We start from the raw sequence: 18458 nt of genomic DNA, 5'->3' as shown, positions 1-18458 counted from the left end.
GCGGCATTGCGCACATCTGCGGGGTACGGTGTCGACAATGAACTTACTCCAGAGTAAGTTTAATGTAAACCGACTGACGTGCGCCCCTCGGGGACGCACGGGCGGAAACTCCCACCGACGAGACACTGGAGACTCGAGTGACCACCAAAGCCCGTTCTGCGAAGGCCGCGGCCAAGAACACCAAGCAGGCCCGCCCGGTTGCCATCCTCGGCGGTAACCGCATCCCGTTCGCGCGGTCCGACGGCAAGTACGCCCACGCCTCCAACCAGGACATGTTCACCGCCACCCTGAACGGCCTGGTCTCCCGCTTCGGCCTGCAGGGCGAGCGCCTGGGCATGGTCGTCGGCGGCGCGGTGCTCAAGCGCGTCGGCGAGCACGGCATGATCCGCGAGAGCGTGCTGGGCTCGACCCTGTCGCCGTACACCTCGGCCCACGACCTGCAGCTCGCCTGCGGCACCGGCCTGCAGTCCATCGTCACCGTCGCCGACGGCATCGCCCTGGGCCGCATCGAGAACGGTATCGGTGGCGGCACCGACACCACCTCCGACGCGCCGATCGGAGTCAGCGAGGGCATGCGCGAGTGGATGCTCGACGCCAACCGCGCCAAGAAGAACTCCGACTACGTGAAGCTGGTCGGCCGTCTGCGCCCGTCCATGGTCGGCATCGAGATCCCGCGCAACGCCGAGCCGCGCACCGGCCTGTCCATGGGTGACCACGCCGCCATCACCGCCAAGGAGTTCGGCATCTCCCGCGAGGCGCAGGACGAGCTGGCCTACCTGTCGCACAAGAACATGGCCGCCGCCTACGACCGCGGCTTCATGGACGACCTCATCACCCCGTTCCTGGGCCTGACCCGCGACGACAACCTGCGTCCGGGCTCCACCCTGGAGAAGCTCGCCACCCTGAAGCCGGTCTTCGGCACCAAGCTGGGCGACGCCACCATGACCGCCGGCAACTCCACCCCGCTGACCGACGGCGCGTCCGCGGTGCTGCTGGGCTCCGAGGAGTGGGCGGCCTCGCGCAACCTCTCGCCGCTGGCCTACCTGGTGGACTCCGAGGTCGCCGCGGTGGACTACATCCACGGCCCCGACGGCCTGCTCATGGCCCCCACCTACGCGGTGCCGCGCATGCTGGCCCGCAACGGCCTGACCCTGCAGGACTTCGACTACTACGAGATCCACGAGGCCTTCGCCTCGGTGGTGCTCGCCACCCTGCAGGCGTGGGAGTCGGACCAGTACTGCAAGGAGCGCCTGGGCCTGGACGGCGCGCTCGGCAAGATCGACCGCTCCAAGCTGAACGTGAACGGCTCCTCGCTCGCCGCGGGCCACCCGTTCGCCGCCACCGGCGGCCGCATCATCGCCCAGACCGCCAAGCAGCTGGCGGAGAAGGGTGGCGGGCGCGCGCTGGTCTCCATCTGCGCCGCGGGCGGCCAGGGCGTCGTCGCCATCGTCGAGCGCTAGCCGACACCGCGTCACCCCCGCGAAGGCGGTGCGGTCCGAGTCTTCGGATCGCACCGCCTTTCTCGTATCCGGGGCTATACGAACAGGTTTCGCGTGCGGCCGGCCAGGTCGGCGAGACCGTCGCCGTCGATGGTGGAGAGCGCGGCGGCCCCGGTCAGGATGCCCGCCACCGAGCCCACGGTCGCGCTGTTCGAGTCGGTCTCCCAGCCGCCCCGGACGGTCAGGGTGACCGTCCGGTCGAAATCGCCTTCGCCCCAGAGCAATCCGGCCGCGATGAGGCAGGCGTTGCCGATGGCGTGCACCCGGTTGTAGTGGTCGTGGCGGGCATGGACGGCGGCCACCGCCCGCTCCCAGGTGTCGCCCCGGGCGTGGTCGGCGAGCACCTCGGCCAGGGCGACGGCGAGGCGGGAACGGGCCGGGACGACGGCCGCGGCGGTGCTCAGCGCCGAGGCCGGCACGTGGTCGGTGAAGGCGGCCGCGATCAGGGCGGCCGACCACATGGCGGCCCATAAACCGTTGCCCGTGTGGGAGATCGAGGCGTCGCGGGCGGCCGCGCCGGCAGCCCGCCGGGGGTGTCCGGGGTGGGTGTAGCCGTGGATGTCGGCGCGGGCGAGGGCGCCGACCCACTCCCGGTACGGGTTTCGGTGGATGGCGGTGTCGGGCGGGGCGAAACCGTCGATGAGATTGCGATACGCGACCCGTTCGGCGGTGTAGGTCCGAAGGAACGGCAGGCGCTCGAGCCATTCGGCCGCAACGTCGTCGGGGCTGAAGTCGAGGCCGCGGCGTTCCAGCAGGTGCAGGCCGAGCACGGCGTAGTCGACCTCGGTGGCGGCGCGGGAGCGGGCGGTGTGGCGGCCGAGCCAGCCGCCGTGGAGGCGATCCAGCAGTTCCGGTTCCGGCAATGGTCCGGCCGAATCCTGGTCGCTCCCGGCCGGATTGCCGAGGTGCGGTGCGTCGGCCCATTCCGTGTACGGCCAATCCGGTAGCCGGGGTGCGTGTTCGATCTTGTCCAGGAGTCGGAAGCAGGCTGCGGGAACCGGCCGGTCGGTGTTCGCGAGCTCGTGCACTTCTTCCTCGAAGTCGTCCACGGCGTAACCGGATTCGGCGCGCTGACACCACTCGTAATACAGCAGGGCACGGGGGTCGGCCTCATGATGGCCGAACATGGCCGCCTCGATCGTCACCTCGATACCGCAGCGGTCACAGCACCGCACGGGTGGCCGCGACCACCTCGGAGAGCAACGGCAGCGATTCGTCGCGACGGGGCTCGCGCGCCCACCAGCGACCCTCGTGGGTGTGCCGCCCGAATCCGGTGGGCAGGATGACATTACTGCGATGCGGGCCGATGTCGACGCTGTTGCGCTCCAGCAGCTCCAGCAGGTCGTCGCCGGGGTAGCCGTCGAAGACCGCGAGGAAGGTGCGGCGCGGCGGCTTGTCGCGCACCAGCACCGGGCCGGGCGTGCCGCGCCCCATCATCTCGTGAAGGATCAAGCCCCCCAAGGGTTCCGGGGTGTTCAACGCCGCGATGGTGTCGTTGAGCGGTAGCACCACGAAGCCGGGGGTGGTCACGTGCACGTAGGGGAGACCGAACAGGGAGCGGTACACACGCGCCCACTCCTGCGGGGTCGTCAGCTCGTCCAACCGCACAATCCACCCCTCGTTCGGGCCCTGCTCCAACGACGGCGATGTCGATCGTCGGCGACCGCCGACGATTTCAGTGAAAACCCGTACCCCCCATCGCACCACCGCTTTGGGTGAATCGTTCGCAAACTGTGGAGAACTTGCGACCGTGTCGAATTGCCCTACGCTTCGCTACGGGCGGGTTCGCGGCCCCTGGTCCCGATTCTTCCCTCCTCCGCTCCTCCGCCCCGCTCCCCCGCTCCAAGCGCGGGGAGGCGGAGCGCAGTCCAGAATCGGGACGGCCGCGAACACTGAGTTCGGGCTTGACAGGTAGTTCTCGGGGTAGTGTCTGAGAGACAGAGAGGCGTTCCCACCAGGAGGTTCGTCATGCCCTGCGATTTGATGCTGATCGCCTACGACGGCTCCGAGAACGCCCGGCGGGCCGTCGAATACGCGGGACGGTTCCTGGCCGCGAATCGGGCCGTGGTGCTGACGGCGTGGGAGCCGATGGTGCGACAGGCCGCGCGGCTGTCGGGGTTGTCCGGGGTGATGCAGCCGGAGTGGATGACCGACGACGAAATAGAGGACGTCGCGCTCGCGGACGCCCGGAATATCAATGCCGAAGGCGTGCGGCTGGCCAAACTGGCCGGTCTCAACGCTGAGGCGCGCACCGTGGAGTGCAGCACCACCATCTGGACCGCGATCGTCGAGACCGCCGACGAGCTGGATGTGGACATCATCGTGGCGGGCACCCGCGGGGCCACCGGCATCCGCGCCCTCATGCACTCCAGCGTCGCCGACGCCGTGCTCAAGCACTGCCACCGGCCGGTGCTGATGGTCCCGCCGGGCCGCGAACCCGCCCCGAAACCCGCCGGTCGGTGAGGCTCCGGCGCCGCTCGGCGCCCCGCTCGCGGGCCGGATCGCACCGCTTGCGGGAAAGATGCTGGGCCGCAGGGTGATCCGTCTCACCACGCCGACGGCCGGGTGAGAGATGCGTCGCTCCCCGGGCTCGAGCGCGCGGGCGCGGGGCTATCGTCGATCCATCATGGACGGATTTCTGCTCGCGACCCCGGACGGTGTGCTGCGCACCTCCGGCACCCGGGCCACGTTCGACTCGGCGGCGGCCGCGAGCACGGCGCTGCGGTCCGGCGCGGCAGAGCTGATCGTGGGCGCACTGCCCTTCGATCCGCGCGGGCGGGCCGCGCTGACCGCGCCCGAGCAGGCCCTCCACACCGCCGGTCCGTGGCGGCCCGCCGCCCTGCCGGACCTGCCCGACGTCCGGGTCGTCGCCGAAATACCGAGTGCCGCAGACCATGTCGCGCGGGTCACCAAACTGGTCGAGCAGCTGGGCGATCCCGCGCAGCCGCTGCGCAAGGTGGTGGCCGCCCGCGTGCTGCGGGTGGCGGCGGAAGCCCCGCTGGAACCCGAGGTGATCGCGGGCCACCTGGTCACCGGGCATCCGCGCGCCGCCGTCTACGCCGTCGACCTGACCGCCGCCGGACGGCCGGGCGACACCCTGCTCGGCGCGACGCCGGAAACCCTGGTGTCGCGGCACGGCCGCGCCGTCTCCCTGCGCCCGCTGGCGGGCACCCTGCCCCGGCTCGCCGATCCGGCCGCCGACGCCGAGCAAGCCCGGGATTTGCTGGCCAGCAGCAAGAATCGCGACGAGCACGCGTACGTGATCGACTGGATCCGAGAACGGCTGACCCCCGTCTGCACCGAGCTATCCATCCCCGACGCCCCCGAACTGCTCTCCACCCCCGAGGTCTGGCACCTGGCCACCCCCATCCGCGGCGTCCTGCGCGACCCGGCCACCACCGCCCTGGACCTGGCCGTTCTCCTGCACCCCACCCCCGCGGTCTGCGGCACCCCCACCGACCTGGCCCTGGACGCCATCACCGCGCTCGAGGGCGACCGCGGCTTCTACGGCGGCGCGGTCGGCTGGTGCGACGCCGCGGGCGACGGCGACTGGTTCGTGGCGATCCGCTGCGCCGAACTCGCCGCCGACGCCCGCACCCTGCACGCTTCCGCCGGCGGTGGCATCGTCGCGGCTTCCGACCCGGTCGCCGAACTCCACGAGACCACCGCCAAACTCCGCACCTTCCTGGGCGGATTGCACTGCGTGATGCCCGAGTAGCGGCAGCGCTGACACCACCTGTCGCGGGGGTTCGGGGGCGCGGCCCCCGGGATTCATTTCGACCGGCGGTGTGGGGGCGGGCAGCCCCCACGTCAAAACCTGCTAGGTTGGCCGGGTTACGCATGCGTCCGATGTTGGGAGTACCGCGATGAAGTTTGCCGTTCCTGGTGCAGCGAGTGCTGTCGGTGGAGCCCTCGTCGGCCTGGCGGCGGTCCTGGTCATCACAATGGCGGCCTCGCAGGACAAGCGGCCCGATATCGACCGCAGCGGTGACGCCTCGTCGTCGCTGCTGAACAACGTTGAGTACGGCTCGCGCTGACCGGACGACCTCCGAACCAGACCACACCGAAGACTCACAGTCCGCGACCGGTCCGGACGAGGACCGGTCGCCGACTACCGCGCCGCTGGGCCGCCGCTGGCTGCTCGGCAGCGTCATCGCAGCATTCCTGCTGACCTTTCTGCAGGCCCCCGGGCAAACCGTCGCCGATACCAAGTACGACCTGGCGCAGAATCCGCTCGGCTTCCTGTCCCGCGCCTCGCATCTGTGGAGTAGCCAGGCCCCGATGGGCCAGGTGCAGAACCAGGCGTACGGCTACTTCTTCCCGCACGGGGCGTTCTTCTCGCTCGGGCACGTGCTCGGACTGCCCGCCTGGGTGACCCAGCGCATCTGGTGGGCGCTGCTGCTGCTCGCCGGATTCTGGGGCATTGTCCGGCTCTGCGAGACCCTCGGCATCGGCAGCCGCGGGTCGCGGGTGATCGCCGCGGTCGCGTTCGCCCTGTCTCCCCGCGTGCTCACCACCCTCGGCTCGATCTCCTCGGAGACGCTGCCGATGATGCTGGCCCCCTGGGTGCTGCTGGCCCCGGCCGCGCTGGGCGTGGCGATGCGGCGGGACCGGAACACCGAACCACCGCGGCGCGGGATGGCGACGCCCGCCGGCAGCGCCGCGGCCCTTGCCCTGATGGGTTCGGTCAACGCCGTGGCCACGGCGGCGGCCTTCCTGCCCGCGGCCCTGTGGTGGTTGTCCTACAAACCGAATCGGGCGTGGTGGCGGTTCACCCGCGCCTGGATCCCGCTGCTGGCGCTGGGCACCTTCTGGTGGGTCGTGCCACTGTTGTTGCTGGGCAAGGTGAGTCCGCCGTTCCTGGACTACATCGAGTCCTCGGGCGTCACCACGCAGTGGGCGTCGCTGGGCGAGGTGCTGCGTGGCACCGACAGCTGGACGCCGTTCGTGTCGCCGGAGCGCATCGCGGGGGCGGTGCTGGTCACCCAGCCCGCCGCGGTGCTGGCCACGGGTCTGCTGGCGGCGGCGGGCATGGCGGGCCTGGCCATGCGGGCCATGCCGAATCGCGGTCGGCTGGTGCTGATCCTGATCGTCGGCCTCACCGGCATCTGCGCGGGCTACGCGGGCGCGCTGGGCGGGCCATTCGCCGAGCAGGTGCGCCTGTTCCTGGATTCCGGCGGCGCGCCCCTGCGGAACGTGCACAAGCTGGAACCGCTGATCCGACTACCTCTGGTGCTCGGGCTCGCGCACCTGCTGGCCCGGGTCCCGCTGCCCGCCTCGGTGCCGATGCCGGTGTGGCGCAGGGCGTTCGCGCATCCGGAACGCGATCGCATGGTGGCGGTGGGGGCGCTCATCCTGACCGCGCTGGCCCTGTCCACCTCGCTGGCCTGGACCGGCAAACTCGCACCGCGCGGCAGCTACGACGAGGTCCCGGCCTACTGGCGGCAGACGGCGGACTGGCTGGCGCACAACGCCTCCGACACCCGCGCGCTCATCGTGCCGGGCGCGCCGTTCGCCTCCCAGGTGTGGGGCCTGACCCGCGACGAGCCGATGCAGGCGCTGGCGAGCACCCCGTGGGCGGTGCGCGACGCGGTGCCGCTCAACCCGCCCGGCGCGATCCGCGCCATGGATTCGGTGCAGCGGCTCATCGCCGACGGGCGGCCGTCGGCGGGCCTGGCGACGACGCTGGCCGGACAGGGCATCGGAGTCCTGGTGCTGCGCAACGACCTCGACCCGGAGACCTCCCGATCGACCCGGCCGATGCTGGCGCACCGCGCCATCGAAGGATCACCGGGGATCCGGAAGGTCACCGAGTTCGGGGATACCATCGAGACCGGCAAGGTGGAGGGCCTGGTCTCGGACGGGGATCTGCGGCCCGGCTACCCGGCGGTCGAGATCTACCGCGTCGAGGCGCTCGCGCCCGGCACGCCCACCAGCGTGCGCGGCGGTGTCGGCGCGCCGGATTCGTTCCCGGGCGCGTTCACGGTCCCGCTCGCGAATCTCCCTGTCGTGCAGGGCGGACCCGAAGCCGTGGAACGACTGCGGCGCAATCCGGCCGTACCGGCCGGACCGGTCCTGCTGTCCGCCGACGCGAACACCGCCGGACTGCTGCAGCACGGCGTCACCATCACCGACACCCCGATGGACCGCGAAGCCGACTTCGGGCGCGTCGACAACCACAACTCGGCGCTGCGCGCGCCCGGCGACGCCCGCCGCACCCACAATCTGGTCCCCGACTATCCGGTGCCCGGCGCGCCGCTGGTGGAGGGCGAATGGTCTGGCGCCACCGTCACCGCCTCCAGCGCCGCGGGCGACGCCACCCAGCTGGGCGGGGCCGCGCCCGGCAGCTCCACCGCGGCCGTGGTGGACGGCGACCCGGCCACCGCGTGGATCAGCAATGGCGCCGAACACGCGGTCGGCCAATGGCTTCGACTCGACCTGGACAAGCCGGTGAGTTCGGCGGTACTGCGGCTGACCACCAGCCCGGCCGCCATCGGCAGCCCGATCAAATGGGTCGAGGTCGAGACCGCCAAGGGCACCGTCGCGGGCCGCATCACCGAACCCGGTGCGCCCGTGTCGATCTCACTGCCGCCGGGGCGCACCGACTGGATCAAGATCACCGCCGTGCACACCGAGGACGGCAGCGCCGGCGGACAGTTCGGGATCGCCGAACTGAGCCTGGACGACTACGCCGACCGCGAGAACCCTGTCACCGTCGACATCCGGCATCGCACCGTGCTCCCGCCCGCCCCCACCGGCGCCACCGTCGCGGGCTGGGACCTGGGACAGGAATTCCCCGGCCGCAGCGCCTGTTTCGACTCCCCCGACCGGATCCGGTGCAGCAAGGGCCTGGCGCTGGCCGCCGAGGAACCGAGCCTGTTCGAACGCACCCTCCAGGTGCCGGAACCCGTCACCGTGGCCCCGGACCTGATCGTGCACACCCGCCCCGGCCCCGCCCTGGAGGCCCTGCTCACCGATCCGGAGCGGCCCATCGCCCGCGGCCGGGCCGATGTCGCGGACCCGCGCGGCTCGGCGCTCGCCGCCACCGACGGCGACCCGCTCACCAGCTGGACCGCGCCCGAGACCACGGTGCGCAACCCCGCCGGGCCCAAACCCACGCTCACCATCGAACTTCCGGCCCCCACCCTGGTGACCGGGCTGACCGTGACACCCTCGCGCGGCGACCTCCCCGCGCACCCGACGGCCGTCACCGTGAACCTGGGCGACGGTCCACAGGTGCGGGAGGTGCGGCCGGACTCCGGCAGCACCACCCGCCTGGAGCTGCACCCGACCGTCACCAGCCGCATCGAGATCTCGCTGCAGAGCTGGGACGGCGTGCTGGACCGCACCGCACTGGGTTTCGCGCAGGAACAGCCGCCGGGCCTGGCCGAGGTGACCGTGCTCGGCCCGGACTATCCGGCTCCCGCCGATTCGAATCGGCCCATCACCATCGACTGCGCGCACGGGCCCACCATCGTGGCGGCCGGTCGCACCCTGCACACCACGGTCACCGGGACCGCCGCCGAATTGCGTTCCGGCGCACCGCTGTCCGCCACCGTGTGCGGGGTGGACGACAATGGCGGCGGCGCGTCGGAAGAGCACTCCTTCGAATTCCTCTCCGGGCGTGTGGATGTCGCGGTCGCGCCGACCGATCTGTTCACCGTCGACGAGCTGCGCCTCGACCGCACCCCTCCCCTGCCCGCCGCGACGGAGGGGACCGAGGCGACCGGCGACCGGGTGCTGGTGCTGCCGCTGTCGACGAATGTCGGCTGGCAGGCCACGACGGCCGACGGCACCGCGCTGAAACCCGTGGTGATCAATGGCTGGCAGCAGGCGTGGCTGGTGCCGGCCGGCGCGCACGGCCCGATCACCGTGTCCTTCCCCACCGACCGCTGGTACCGGCTGGCCATCTTCGGCGGTCTGGTGCTGCTGATTCCGTTGCTGGCGCTGGCCTTCCGGGGCGCACGGTCGCCGGTTCGCTCGGACGGTGCGCCGCCGCGCGCCTGGCGCAGCCGGACCGTCGCCGGGCTCGGCTTGGCCGCCGGGGCCGGCCTGATCGCGGGCCCGGTCGCGTTGGTGCTCACCGTGTTCGGCTTGATCGGCGATCATCTGCGGCCACGCGGGTGGTCGCGCATCCTGATCGCGCTCGCGGGCGGCGGCACCGCCGTGTGCGCCGCCGCGCTGTCCACCGGACCGTGGCGGTCGTTCGAGGGCTATGTCGGCGGTTCGCTGTGGGTCCAGTTCCCGGCGCTGGTCGCGATCATCGCGGTCGGGATCGCGGCCCTCCCGCCGCGGCGCTGAATCACGCTGCCGCTCAGCCGAAGCGGCGGCGCGTCCACTTCCGGACCGGCTCCTCGACGAGGGCGAAACTGGCGGCCGCCAGAGGCAGCGTGAAGACGACGGTCAACAGGTAGACCATCACGAAATGCCCGCGGAACGGCACCACGCCGAACACCGGGAACACGATCGACAGCACCGCCAGGTGCCAGATGAAGATGCCGTAGGACCAGCGGCCGAGGGTGGCCGCGACCCGGCTCTCCAGCCACCGGTGCGGCAGGTCCGGCCGGAGCACCAGCGGGGCGATCAGCCCGAAGCCGACGATCGCGCCGAGCGCCATCTTGGCGGCGTACTGCCAAGGCTGGCCGTGCACCAGCCCGCGCGGCCCGGCCAGGTCGGTGGTCGCCAGGACCATGGCCGCCACGGCGAGCGGCCACATCAGCCACCGGTTGCCCGCCACCCGCCGCCACGTCGGCGCGGGCTGGTCGGCGAGTTCGGCGAGCAGCATGCCGACCGCGAACCAGGGCAGGTAGCCGGGCAGCCAGTTGTCGGAGTGGATGCCGTCGGGGGTGGGGACGGGGAGGAAGTTCCAGCCGAGACCGATCAGGGCGAGGCCGAGCACCACCGGCACCCGCAGTCGCGCCCGCTGCCCGCGCAACCACACCAGCGCGAACGCCAGCAGCGGCAGCACCAGATAGAAGGCGACCTCCACCGAGAGGCTCCACATCTGGGTGAGCCCGTCGGTCAGCGTGAACGGCACGAAGACCTGCAGCAGGCCCAGATTCGACAGCCACACCCGCAATCCGGCGGTATGCGCCGCGCTCGGCAGCAGGATCAGCACCGCGCACACGACCACCCAGTAGGCGGGCAGGATGCGGGCCGCGCGGTGCAGCAGATAACGTCCGGCGCTCGGTGCCACCCCGTGGCCGCGGGCCGCCGCGGCGTGCGGCCGCCACAGCAGGAATCCGGACAGTGCGAAGAACACCGCGACCGCGAGGTCGAAGCGCTCCCAGACCCGGCCGAGCACCGGCTGACCGGTGGCGCCGGTCTGGAAGGCGACGTGGGTGAGCACGACCCCCAGGGCGGCGAGCGCGCGCATGCCCTCGAGTGCGGGAACGAAGCGGCCGGGACGGACCGGCGCCGGGTCCAGGCCGGGCGTCTCCGCGGTGGTGAGGGTGGTCGTCGTCATCGGGTCCCAGTGTGCCTTGCGGGTGTTCCGCGGATCATCCGGCTTTTGACTTGGGGGCGTTTCGGGGTGTTTTCCTGCCTCGGCCACACTCAGGGACCGCTCGGACTGTTAGTGTCTGGGCTCACGAGTGCTGCGCGGCGACCGCAGTACTGGAAGAAACACGCGTTCGACGACGAGGAGAACCTGCATGGCACTCAGTGCCGGTACCAGAAGGACGGTTGCCTGCGTACTCGTGGGGCTCGGCGCGATGCTGCTTGTCGCCGCCATCATGATTCCCACGTACACGGTGAGCCGCCTCGCGAAGACGCCGTTGGACCTGGAGATCACGACCGTCGCGACCAACCCGCAGACCGGGGCGCCCAGTGAGGTGCTGGACTCGAAGTCGCTGACTTCGACGACCGGTTCGGCGAAGGTGGACCAGAACGTCCCGCTCGTCTCGCAGCGCTTCCTCACCGTCGAAAACCCGTCCGACGCTTCGGAAATGACCATTCAGGCCGGTCAGACCCTGCGCCGCACGGACAAGCAGGGCGACACCGGCCTGCTGACCGCAAGCATCGACCGCGTCACGGTGGACCGCAAGACCGGTGAGCCCGTCGAGTCCGTGGACGGCGGCCCCAACGGCGCGATCGCCGTGACGGTCGACAAGAAGGGCGAGTCGGTCATGGACCCGGTGCAGCACGTCGGTCTGCAGTACCGCTTCCCGATCGGCACCGAGAAGAAGACGTACCCGTACTTCGATCTCAACACTCGCAAGACCTACGACGCCGCGTATGTCGAGGAATCCGAGATCAACAGCCTGAAGGTCTACCACTTCCAGATGACGGCGCCGGTCACCGACCTGTCCACCGTCGCGAACTCGCCGACCAACAAGCTGACGCTGCCCGCCGCCAAGTGGGGCGTGGAGGGCGACGGCGACGTCACCATGGCGCGCTTCTACACCAACGTCCGCGACCTGTGGGTCGAGCCGGACACCGGCACCGTCATCAAGGGCCAGGAGCAGATTCACCTGTTCTACGCCCGCACCGGTGACAAGCCCGAGGTGACCGCGCTCAAGTCGACCCTGGTGTTCGACGAGAACACCATCGAGTCGCAGATCTCGGTGGCCAAGGAGAACATCGACAAGCTGTCGCTCTACGGCCGCACCCTGCCGATCATCCTGGGCGTCGTCGGCCTGCTGTTCCTGATCGCCGGCATCGTCCTCGGCCTGCTCGGCAAGAACGGCGACGGCCGGACCCCGGCCCGCCGCGTCCCCGCCCCCGCGGGCGGCCCGGCCCCCTCGTTCGACGCGCCGACCCAGCAGATCGACATGAACAAGCGCCCCTGACGGCACCCGTTCCCGGCGGCCCAGCACCTTTCGCAGGTGCTGGGCCGCTGTCGTTGGCGGACACACGTCCGGGTTGCGCGGGGTGGCGGGCCGGAACCCGGACCCCGGATGGGAGCATTGCGGGCGTGTCTGTTGTACGCCGTCTGCCCGTGGTCAAGGACCTGACCTTGGTGACGGCGGGGGCCATGACCGCGAATGTCGCGGGGTATCTGCTGCAATTGCTCGCCAGCCGCTGGCTGGGGGTGTCGGGCTACAGCTCCTTCGCGAGCCTGCTCGCGATCCAGGTGCTGTGCGCCGTGCCCGCGCTGGCTTTGCAGAACGTGGTCGCGCGCGAAGTGGTCCGCGGCGCACCCGTGACGGCCGTACGCGGACTCGCGCTGCGCTGTGCCGCGCTGGTCGCGGCGGCCGCGGTCGTGCTGGTGCCGATCGTCGCCCTCGTATTGAAGGTGAGTGTCGCGGCCGCGGCGGGCGCACTCTGCTCCGCTCCCCTGCTGGTCCTGCTCGCGGGCGAACAAGGGATTCTCCAGGGTGGCAGCCGATTCCGGCCGCTGGCGTGGGTGCTGGGCGGCGCGGCGATCCTCCGGGTGACTCCGGCCCTGGTCGCGCTCGCGGTCGGCGGCGGGCCCGCGCCCGCACTCTGGGCGGGTGCCGCCGGGGCCGCCGTCGCGGCCGTCGCTGCCCGGCGCGTCGCCGACACAGTCGGCACCCCGCACCCCGAATCCCCGGTCACGCAGCGGGGATCCTCGGGGCGCACGGCGGCGGGCGGCTCCGAGAACGCGGCACAGGCTGTTGCCGCCGAGGCGGCGGCTCCGGTCCCTTCCGTCGGCGAACGCACGCGCGACGTGGCCCTCGGGGTGGTTCCGGTCTTCCGGGCGGCGCAGGTGCAGGCGGCATTGATGGCGTTGTCGTCGGCCGATCTGCTCATCTCACGAATCGTGCTCAGCGAGAACGATGCCGGGCGGTACGCGCTGGGGGCGATCGCGGCCAAGATCGCGTTCTGGCTGCCGCAGGCCGTCGGCGTGGTGCTGTATCCACAGATGGCGCAGCCCAAGCATTCCGCGCGGGCCATGCGGTCCGCGCTGGCGGTGCTGATGGGGATCGGCGCGGTCACGGTGCTCGGGGCCGCGCTGGCCGCCCCGCTGGCCCCCTTGTTCGCGGGACGCGACTACGCGCCGATCCAAGGGCTGCTGTGGCTGTTCGCGCTCGACGGTGCCCTGCTGGCGGTTCTGCAAGCGGTGCTGTTGTCGGCGATCGCGGCCGACCGCACCGCGCCCGCGGCGATCACCTGGGTCGGGCTGGGCATCGGGGTCACGGTCATGCTGACCTGCGCCCACTCGGTGCTCACCCTGATTCTCATCGCCACGGTCACCGCGGCCGTCACCACCCTGGTCCTGACAGCGGTCACCCTGCGCACCGCCCGCGACGACGCCGAGACCCCTTCGCGGGTCCCCGATCTCGGGCCGACCGGAACGTAGGGTGCCGGTGTGAACGCGGTCGGTGGAGAACGGCGGTGGCGCGGGCTGATCCCGGCCGGGTACAGCCTGCTGCTGTCCGTGATCGTCCTGGGCCCGCTGCTCGGCCCCGGCTACCTGCTCCTGCGCGACGCCGTCAGCACCCCGCGCTCGTATCTCACCGACTCCGCGCTCGGGCTCGGTGACGCCGCACCTCGCGCGGTGCCGCAGGACGCGCTGATCGCCACCCTGTCCGCGGTCGTCGACGGCGGACTGATCGTCAAAGCGATTCTCCTGATGGCCCTCTGGCTGTCCGGCTGGGGCGCGGCGGTCCTGGCCCGCGACCTGTTGCGGGTCTCGCTGGGCCCGCGGCTGGTCGCGACGACCGTCGCCGTCTGGAATCCGTACGTGGCCGAACGTCTGCTCCAAGGACATTGGAGCCTGCTCACGGGCTACGCCGCCCTGCCCTGGATCGCGCTGCTCGCCTGGCGGTTACGCGCGGGACCGGACCCAGCCCGAGCAAGCGCGGACGTGGCGTCACGCCACCCGCGACGCCTCAGCTCCGTAGGCGGGTGGGCCGGGCTGGCGGGCTGTCTGGCCGCGGCGGGGCTCACGCCCACCGGATCCCTGCTCGCCGGTACGTTGGCGCTCGTGCTGGTGGGCCGCCGGAATCTGGTGGGCGCGGCGTTGCTCTGGATCATCTCCGCTGCCCCGTGGCTCACCGCGACCGCGCTCTCCTCCGCCGCGGCGGAGCCCTCCGATCCGGCGGGCGTCGCGGCCTTCGCGGCCCGCGCGGAACCCTGGCTCGGCACCCTGGGCAGCCTCGCCGGACTGGGCGGCATCTGGAACGGCACGGCTGTTCCCGGCTCACGCACCACCTTTTTCGCCCTGGTGGGGACTCTGCTGTTGCTCGCCCTGGTGGCGACGGGCGTGCGTACGGTGGTGAGCCGAGCCCCGGAAGAGGCTGCGACCGTGCCGAATACGGGGACCGACCACGGACTGGTCGTCCGTCGCCGACTGGTGTGGTTGGGGCTCGCGGCGATCGTGTTGCCCGCGCTCGGGGCGACCGGGTGGGGGCTGTCGGCGGGCGAGTTCCTGGTGCGTGAGGTGCCGGGGACCGGGCTGTTGCGTGATACTCAGAAGTATGTGGCGCTGGCGGTTCCGGCGTACGCGTTGTGCGCCGCGGCGGGGTGCCTGGTGGTGGGACGCTGGATCTCCCACGTGGGGGCGGACGAGGCGAGCGACCTGCCCCGGCGGGCCCGAACCGCCGGGGCCGCAGCGCTTTTCCTCGCGATCCTGTTCCTGACGCTGCCGGATATGGCGTGGGGTGTCGGTGGCGCATTACGACCGGTGCACTATCCGGACGGGTGGCGGAAGGTCGCGGCCGAGGTGAGCGCGCCCGGCGATGTGGCGGTGCTGCCGGGCGGGATGTTCCGCAAGTTCCGGTTTTCGGGGAGCGCGCCGGTACTGGATCCCGCACCGCGCATGTTGCCGCGAGATGTGCTGCAGACCGGGGAACTTCCGGTGCGCGGCGGCAGTGTCGCCGGTGAGGGCGCACGCGCCCGGAAGGTGGAGAGCCTGCTGCTGCGCGGTGGGTCCGTGCGCGAACTGGCGGGCCTCGGCGTTGGATGGGTGCTGGTCGAGGGTGGTACGCCCGGACCGTTGGGTGATTCGAAAACCGTTCTGGCCCAGCTGACTCCGGTCTACGCGGATCGAGATGTACAGCTGTACGAGGTGCCGGGCGAGATCGCCACGCACGAGGCTTCCGCGAGCAGCCGCCGGATCGCCGGGGCCGCACACCTGCTGTGGGTCGCGCTGCTGGCCGGCGGATTCCTCACCGCCGCAGTCCTTTCGGTGCGGCGCGGGTCAGTCCTTCGGGAAGCCGCGCGCGAATCCCGCACCGATCACGACAACGCTGATTAGCGCGATGACGACGATGATCCGCATGCCTCGATGCCGGGAATCATGACCGCGTCGCGGCGGGACTTCGGCGAATCAGACGCGCGCGGGCGCGATCAGCCCGCTCACCCGCTGACCGCGGGTCACCGCGGACAGCACCTCGTAGACGCCGTTTCCGGTTTGCTCCCAGGAGAATTCACGCGCCCGCGCCCGCGCTTTCTCCCCCAGCACGGTGCGGGCCTCGCTGTCGCGGAGCAGTTCGCCGACGGCCGCGGTGAGCTGGGCGGAGTCGTCGACCAGTAGCCCGGTGACGCCGTCCACGACGGAATCGGTGAGCCCGCGCGAACTCCGGTAGCCGACGGTCGGCACCCCGTGCTGGGCGGCTTCGATGACGGCCAGTCCCCAGCCCTCCTTGCGGGAGGGCAGCACGTGCACCCAGGCGCGGGCCAGCAGGCGATGCTTCTCGTCCTCGTCGACGTGCCCGTGGAAGGTGACCGCGTCGGCGATGCCGAGCTCGTGGGCGTGCGCGCGCAGATTCTCGTCCCACCAGCCGCCGCCGACCACATCCAGGTGCAGGCCGGGGATGCTGTCGCGCAGTCCGGCGACCGCCGCCATGGCGTCCTCGATCTGCTTGTGCGGCACCAGCCGCGAGAGCACCACGATGCTCGGATGCGGGGTGCGGGCGGATTCGTCACCGGCGGGCACGCATTCGGGGATGGGCTCCGCGCCATTGCGCACCACCGCGATCCGCGGCGCGTCCACGCCGAGCGCGGTGAGCTCTTCGGCGGACGGCAGCGACACCGTGAGGTACTGGTCGCCCCGATGCACGCGCGGCGAGAGCCGCGATTCGATCCACCACCCGATCCGGCCGACCAGCTTCCCGGCCACCGGCCACTGCTCCCGATGCCCGTGGTGCACCAGCACCACGGTCGGCGCGGCCGTCACGGTGCGAGCGAAGAAGGGGATCCCGTTCTGGGTGTCGATGACCGCGTCGGGCCGCAGCCCCTTCAGCGGTCCGAGCCCGACACGCCCGAGCGCGATGGCGGCCAGCGCCCGCGGGTACACGGTGAACCGCCCGCCGCCGCGACTGATCTCGATCCCGTTGACCGATTCCCGCCGCGCCGCACCCGGATATCCGGCGGTCCGCAGCGTCACCTTCACACCGCGCGCGGCCAGCTGCGCGCCGACCTGCTCCAGATACCGCTCACTCCCGCCGCCCTGCGGATGCCCGGTGTCGCGCCAGCACAGCAGCAGCACTTCACGCACGGGCGAATCTCCAGGACAGAGTAGGTGGGCGGACAGACAATGGGCTCAACCGTACCGGTTCACCCGAACTTCAGTGGACAGCCTGGAGCATTCATCGGATCGCATCCGCTACTCGCGCGACGGAACGACTGGTTTGGCGAGGTGAGGGCACCCCTGGGGTAACCCCGGAATCGGGTTGGCTCCGAACCGCCGGCACGGGTGCCGGGCGGTGAGCGGAGTCCAGGCCGCCCGCTGAAGTCGCGGAGAGGCGGGTTAGCCTTGCCGCCGTGCTTCGAGCCGATCAGACCACAGTGCGCCGTCCGCGATTCGCCCGCCGGGCGACGCTGCGACGCTCGCTGCGGCTGCTGGGGAGCTTCCGGTTCGAGCAGACCGATCCCGCCGTGTTCTACGGCGGTGTGGCCACCGATACGGCCGAGCTGGTGTCGGACTTCTACCGGGATCTGACCGGGCAGTCGCTGCGCGGCACCGTGGTGCTGGACGTGGGCGGCGGGCCCGGCTATTTCGCGGACGAGTTCGGTCGCGCGGGCGCGCGCTATCTACCGGTCGAACCGGACCCCTCGGAAATGCACGCGGCCGGGTTGCGGGTCGCGGGCGCGGTGCGCGGGTCGGGCATGGCCTTGCCGTTCCGCGACGACGCGGTGGAGGTGTGCGTCTCCTCGAATGTGGCCGAGCACGTGCCGCAGCCGTGGGTGATGGCGGCCGAGATGCTGCGGGTGACGAAACCCGATGGCCTCATGGTGTTTTCGTACACGGTGTGGCACGGCCCGTTCGGCGGGCACGAGACCGGGCCGTGGCATTACCTGGGTGGGGAATACGCGGCCAGTCGGTATCGCCGCAAGCACGGGCGGGAGCCGAAGAACCGCTTCGGGCGTTCGCTGTTCGCGGTCAGCGCGGCCGAGGGCGTGCGCTGGGCCGCGGCGACACCGGACGACATCGAGATCCTGGCGGTGTTCCCGCGCTACCACCCGCGCTGGGCATGGTGGGTCGTTCGGGTTCCCGTGCTGCGGGAGCTGCTGGTCAGCAACCTGGTGGTGGTGGCCGCCAAGCGGCCGCGCTAGCCCACCCGGGCGCGCTCAGCGGAGGGAGAAGCCGCGCCGCCACACGCGGCGGAAGCCGGTGCAGGCCTCGGATTCGCCCCACGGTGACTCCTGGGTTGCCAACCCCACGGTCTCCATAGCGGTCAGGCCGACCTGACTGGCGAGGTCGTTCACGGCGGCAACCGCCTCGGCCGCCAGTAATGCGGCGGTGGCTTGCGCTGTGGTGAGGGTCCGGCCGGGTAGGAAGGACACCACCCATCCGCCCGCGCCGACGCTTTTCGCCTGATGCGGCGTGAGATCGCTGGTCATCAGCGCTCTGCCGACCACTTGCACCGCCATGACTCGGACTCCCCTGTGCGGTAACGGTTCATGTTACGTGCGAGCTATCCACGGTAGCTACAAAGCATGCTCGCTATGGCTTCCGAATGCAATAGTGCGTTCGGCGAAAATCGAACCGACAGGTCGGGATTCGATTATTCGGAGCGCTCACGATTTGCCACAAGAATGCGGAAGCGC

General features: G+C 71.2%; 14 protein-coding genes. 9 read left to right on the top strand and 5 right to left on the bottom strand.

The window, feature by feature from the left end:
• Positions 1 to 137 precede the first annotated feature (137 nt).
• On the top strand, positions 138 to 1460 hold the full coding sequence (locus ACFYTS_RS17065) for an acetyl-CoA C-acetyltransferase (protein WP_357094168.1): 1323 nt from the start codon (positions 138 to 140) through the stop codon (positions 1458 to 1460).
• A gap of 74 nt (positions 1461 to 1534) precedes the next feature.
• Here ACFYTS_RS17065 and ACFYTS_RS17060 read toward each other — a convergent pair whose 3' ends face one another.
• Together ACFYTS_RS17060 and ACFYTS_RS17055 are read right to left on the bottom strand one after the other, a co-directional pair.
• Positions 1535 to 2644, bottom strand: a complete 1110-nt coding sequence (locus ACFYTS_RS17060; RefSeq protein WP_387305108.1) for an ADP-ribosylglycohydrolase family protein — start codon at positions 2642 to 2644, stop codon at positions 1535 to 1537.
• Positions 2645 to 2660: 16 nt separating this feature from the next.
• Positions 2661 to 3101 (bottom strand): hypothetical protein, encoded by a 441-nt coding sequence (locus tag ACFYTS_RS17055; protein WP_357274500.1) that lies wholly within the window; start codon positions 3099 to 3101, stop codon positions 2661 to 2663.
• Between the two features lie 366 nt (positions 3102 to 3467).
• Here ACFYTS_RS17055 and ACFYTS_RS17050 point away from each other — a divergent pair, with 366 nt between their 5' ends.
• The 4 genes from ACFYTS_RS17050 (at position 3468) to ACFYTS_RS17035 (ending at position 9800) form a co-directional block, all read left to right on the top strand.
• Entirely contained in the window at positions 3468 to 3962 is a 495-nt protein-coding gene (locus tag ACFYTS_RS17050) for a universal stress protein (protein ID WP_357274502.1), read from the top strand.
• Positions 3963 to 4125: 163 nt separating this feature from the next.
• Positions 4126 to 5217, top strand: a complete 1092-nt coding sequence (locus ACFYTS_RS17045) for an isochorismate synthase MenF (protein WP_387305105.1) — start codon at positions 4126 to 4128, stop codon at positions 5215 to 5217.
• A 148-nt stretch (positions 5218 to 5365) separates the two neighbouring features.
• Positions 5366 to 5536, top strand: coding sequence for a DUF2613 domain-containing protein (locus ACFYTS_RS17040; RefSeq protein WP_071812209.1), 171 nt, complete (start codon positions 5366 to 5368; stop codon positions 5534 to 5536).
• On the top strand, positions 5517 to 9800 hold the full coding sequence (locus ACFYTS_RS17035; RefSeq protein WP_387305102.1) for an alpha-(1->3)-arabinofuranosyltransferase: 4284 nt from the start codon (positions 5517 to 5519) through the stop codon (positions 9798 to 9800). Before ACFYTS_RS17040 ends, ACFYTS_RS17035 begins: the two co-directional genes overlap by 20 nt.
• Positions 9801 to 9813: 13 nt before the next feature.
• Here the strand turns inward: ACFYTS_RS17035 and ACFYTS_RS17030 are convergent, their stop codons facing one another.
• Positions 9814 to 10965, bottom strand: coding sequence for an acyltransferase family protein (locus ACFYTS_RS17030; protein WP_387305099.1), 1152 nt, complete (start codon positions 10963 to 10965; stop codon positions 9814 to 9816).
• A 187-nt stretch (positions 10966 to 11152) separates the two neighbouring features.
• Here ACFYTS_RS17030 and ACFYTS_RS17025 point away from each other — a divergent pair, with 187 nt between their 5' ends.
• From ACFYTS_RS17025 to ACFYTS_RS17015, 3 genes are all read left to right on the top strand, one after another.
• Entirely contained in the window at positions 11153 to 12289 is a 1137-nt protein-coding gene (locus tag ACFYTS_RS17025) for a DUF3068 domain-containing protein (protein ID WP_357274506.1), read from the top strand.
• 185 nt (positions 12290 to 12474) lie between these two features.
• Positions 12475 to 13764, top strand: coding sequence for a polysaccharide biosynthesis protein (locus tag ACFYTS_RS17020; protein WP_387305182.1), 1290 nt, complete (start codon positions 12475 to 12477; stop codon positions 13762 to 13764).
• 9 nt (positions 13765 to 13773) lie between these two features.
• Positions 13774 to 15663, top strand: coding sequence for a hypothetical protein (locus ACFYTS_RS17015; RefSeq protein ID WP_387305097.1), 1890 nt, complete (start codon positions 13774 to 13776; stop codon positions 15661 to 15663).
• A gap of 72 nt (positions 15664 to 15735) precedes the next feature.
• On the opposite strand, the gene ACFYTS_RS17010 is transcribed toward ACFYTS_RS17015, so the two are convergent.
• A complete protein-coding gene (locus ACFYTS_RS17010) occupies positions 15736 to 16905 on the bottom strand; it encodes a glycosyltransferase family 4 protein (RefSeq protein WP_387305094.1) in 1170 nt (389 codons plus the stop codon).
• A 266-nt stretch (positions 16906 to 17171) separates the two neighbouring features.
• Between ACFYTS_RS17010 and ACFYTS_RS17005 the strand changes: the two genes are divergently transcribed.
• A complete protein-coding gene (locus ACFYTS_RS17005; RefSeq protein WP_387305091.1) occupies positions 17172 to 17963 on the top strand; it encodes a class I SAM-dependent methyltransferase in 792 nt (263 codons plus the stop codon).
• Positions 17964 to 17978: 15 nt separating this feature from the next.
• Here the strand turns inward: ACFYTS_RS17005 and ACFYTS_RS17000 are convergent, their stop codons facing one another.
• Positions 17979 to 18281, bottom strand: coding sequence for a hypothetical protein (locus tag ACFYTS_RS17000; RefSeq protein WP_357274514.1), 303 nt, complete (start codon positions 18279 to 18281; stop codon positions 17979 to 17981).
• Positions 18282 to 18458: the final 177 nt, after the last annotated feature.

It is taken from the genome of Nocardia sp. NPDC004151 (assembly GCF_042874235.1).
GTDB lineage: Bacteria > Actinomycetota > Actinomycetes > Mycobacteriales > Mycobacteriaceae > Nocardia.
This window is presented reverse-complemented; position numbering and strand designations above follow the sequence as displayed.

Excerpts from the sequence above, each read along its gene's own strand:
- ACFYTS_RS17040 (WP_071812209.1), top strand. The coding sequence starts at position 5,366 with ATGAAGTTTGCCGTTCCTGGTGCAGCGAGTGCTGTCGGTGGAGCCCTC.
- ACFYTS_RS17050 (WP_357274502.1), top strand. The coding sequence starts at position 3,468 with ATGCCCTGCGATTTGATGCTGATCGCCTACGACGGCTCCGAGAACGCC.
- ACFYTS_RS17000 (WP_357274514.1), bottom strand. The coding sequence starts at position 18,281 with ATGGCGGTGCAAGTGGTCGGCAGAGCGCTGATGACCAGCGATCTCACG.
- ACFYTS_RS17025 (WP_357274506.1), top strand. The coding sequence starts at position 11,153 with ATGGCACTCAGTGCCGGTACCAGAAGGACGGTTGCCTGCGTACTCGTG.
- ACFYTS_RS17045 (WP_387305105.1), top strand. The coding sequence starts at position 4,126 with ATGGACGGATTTCTGCTCGCGACCCCGGACGGTGTGCTGCGCACCTCC.
- ACFYTS_RS17030 (WP_387305099.1), bottom strand. The coding sequence starts at position 10,965 with ATGACGACGACCACCCTCACCACCGCGGAGACGCCCGGCCTGGACCCG.
- ACFYTS_RS17020 (WP_387305182.1), top strand. The coding sequence starts at position 12,475 with ATGACCGCGAATGTCGCGGGGTATCTGCTGCAATTGCTCGCCAGCCGC.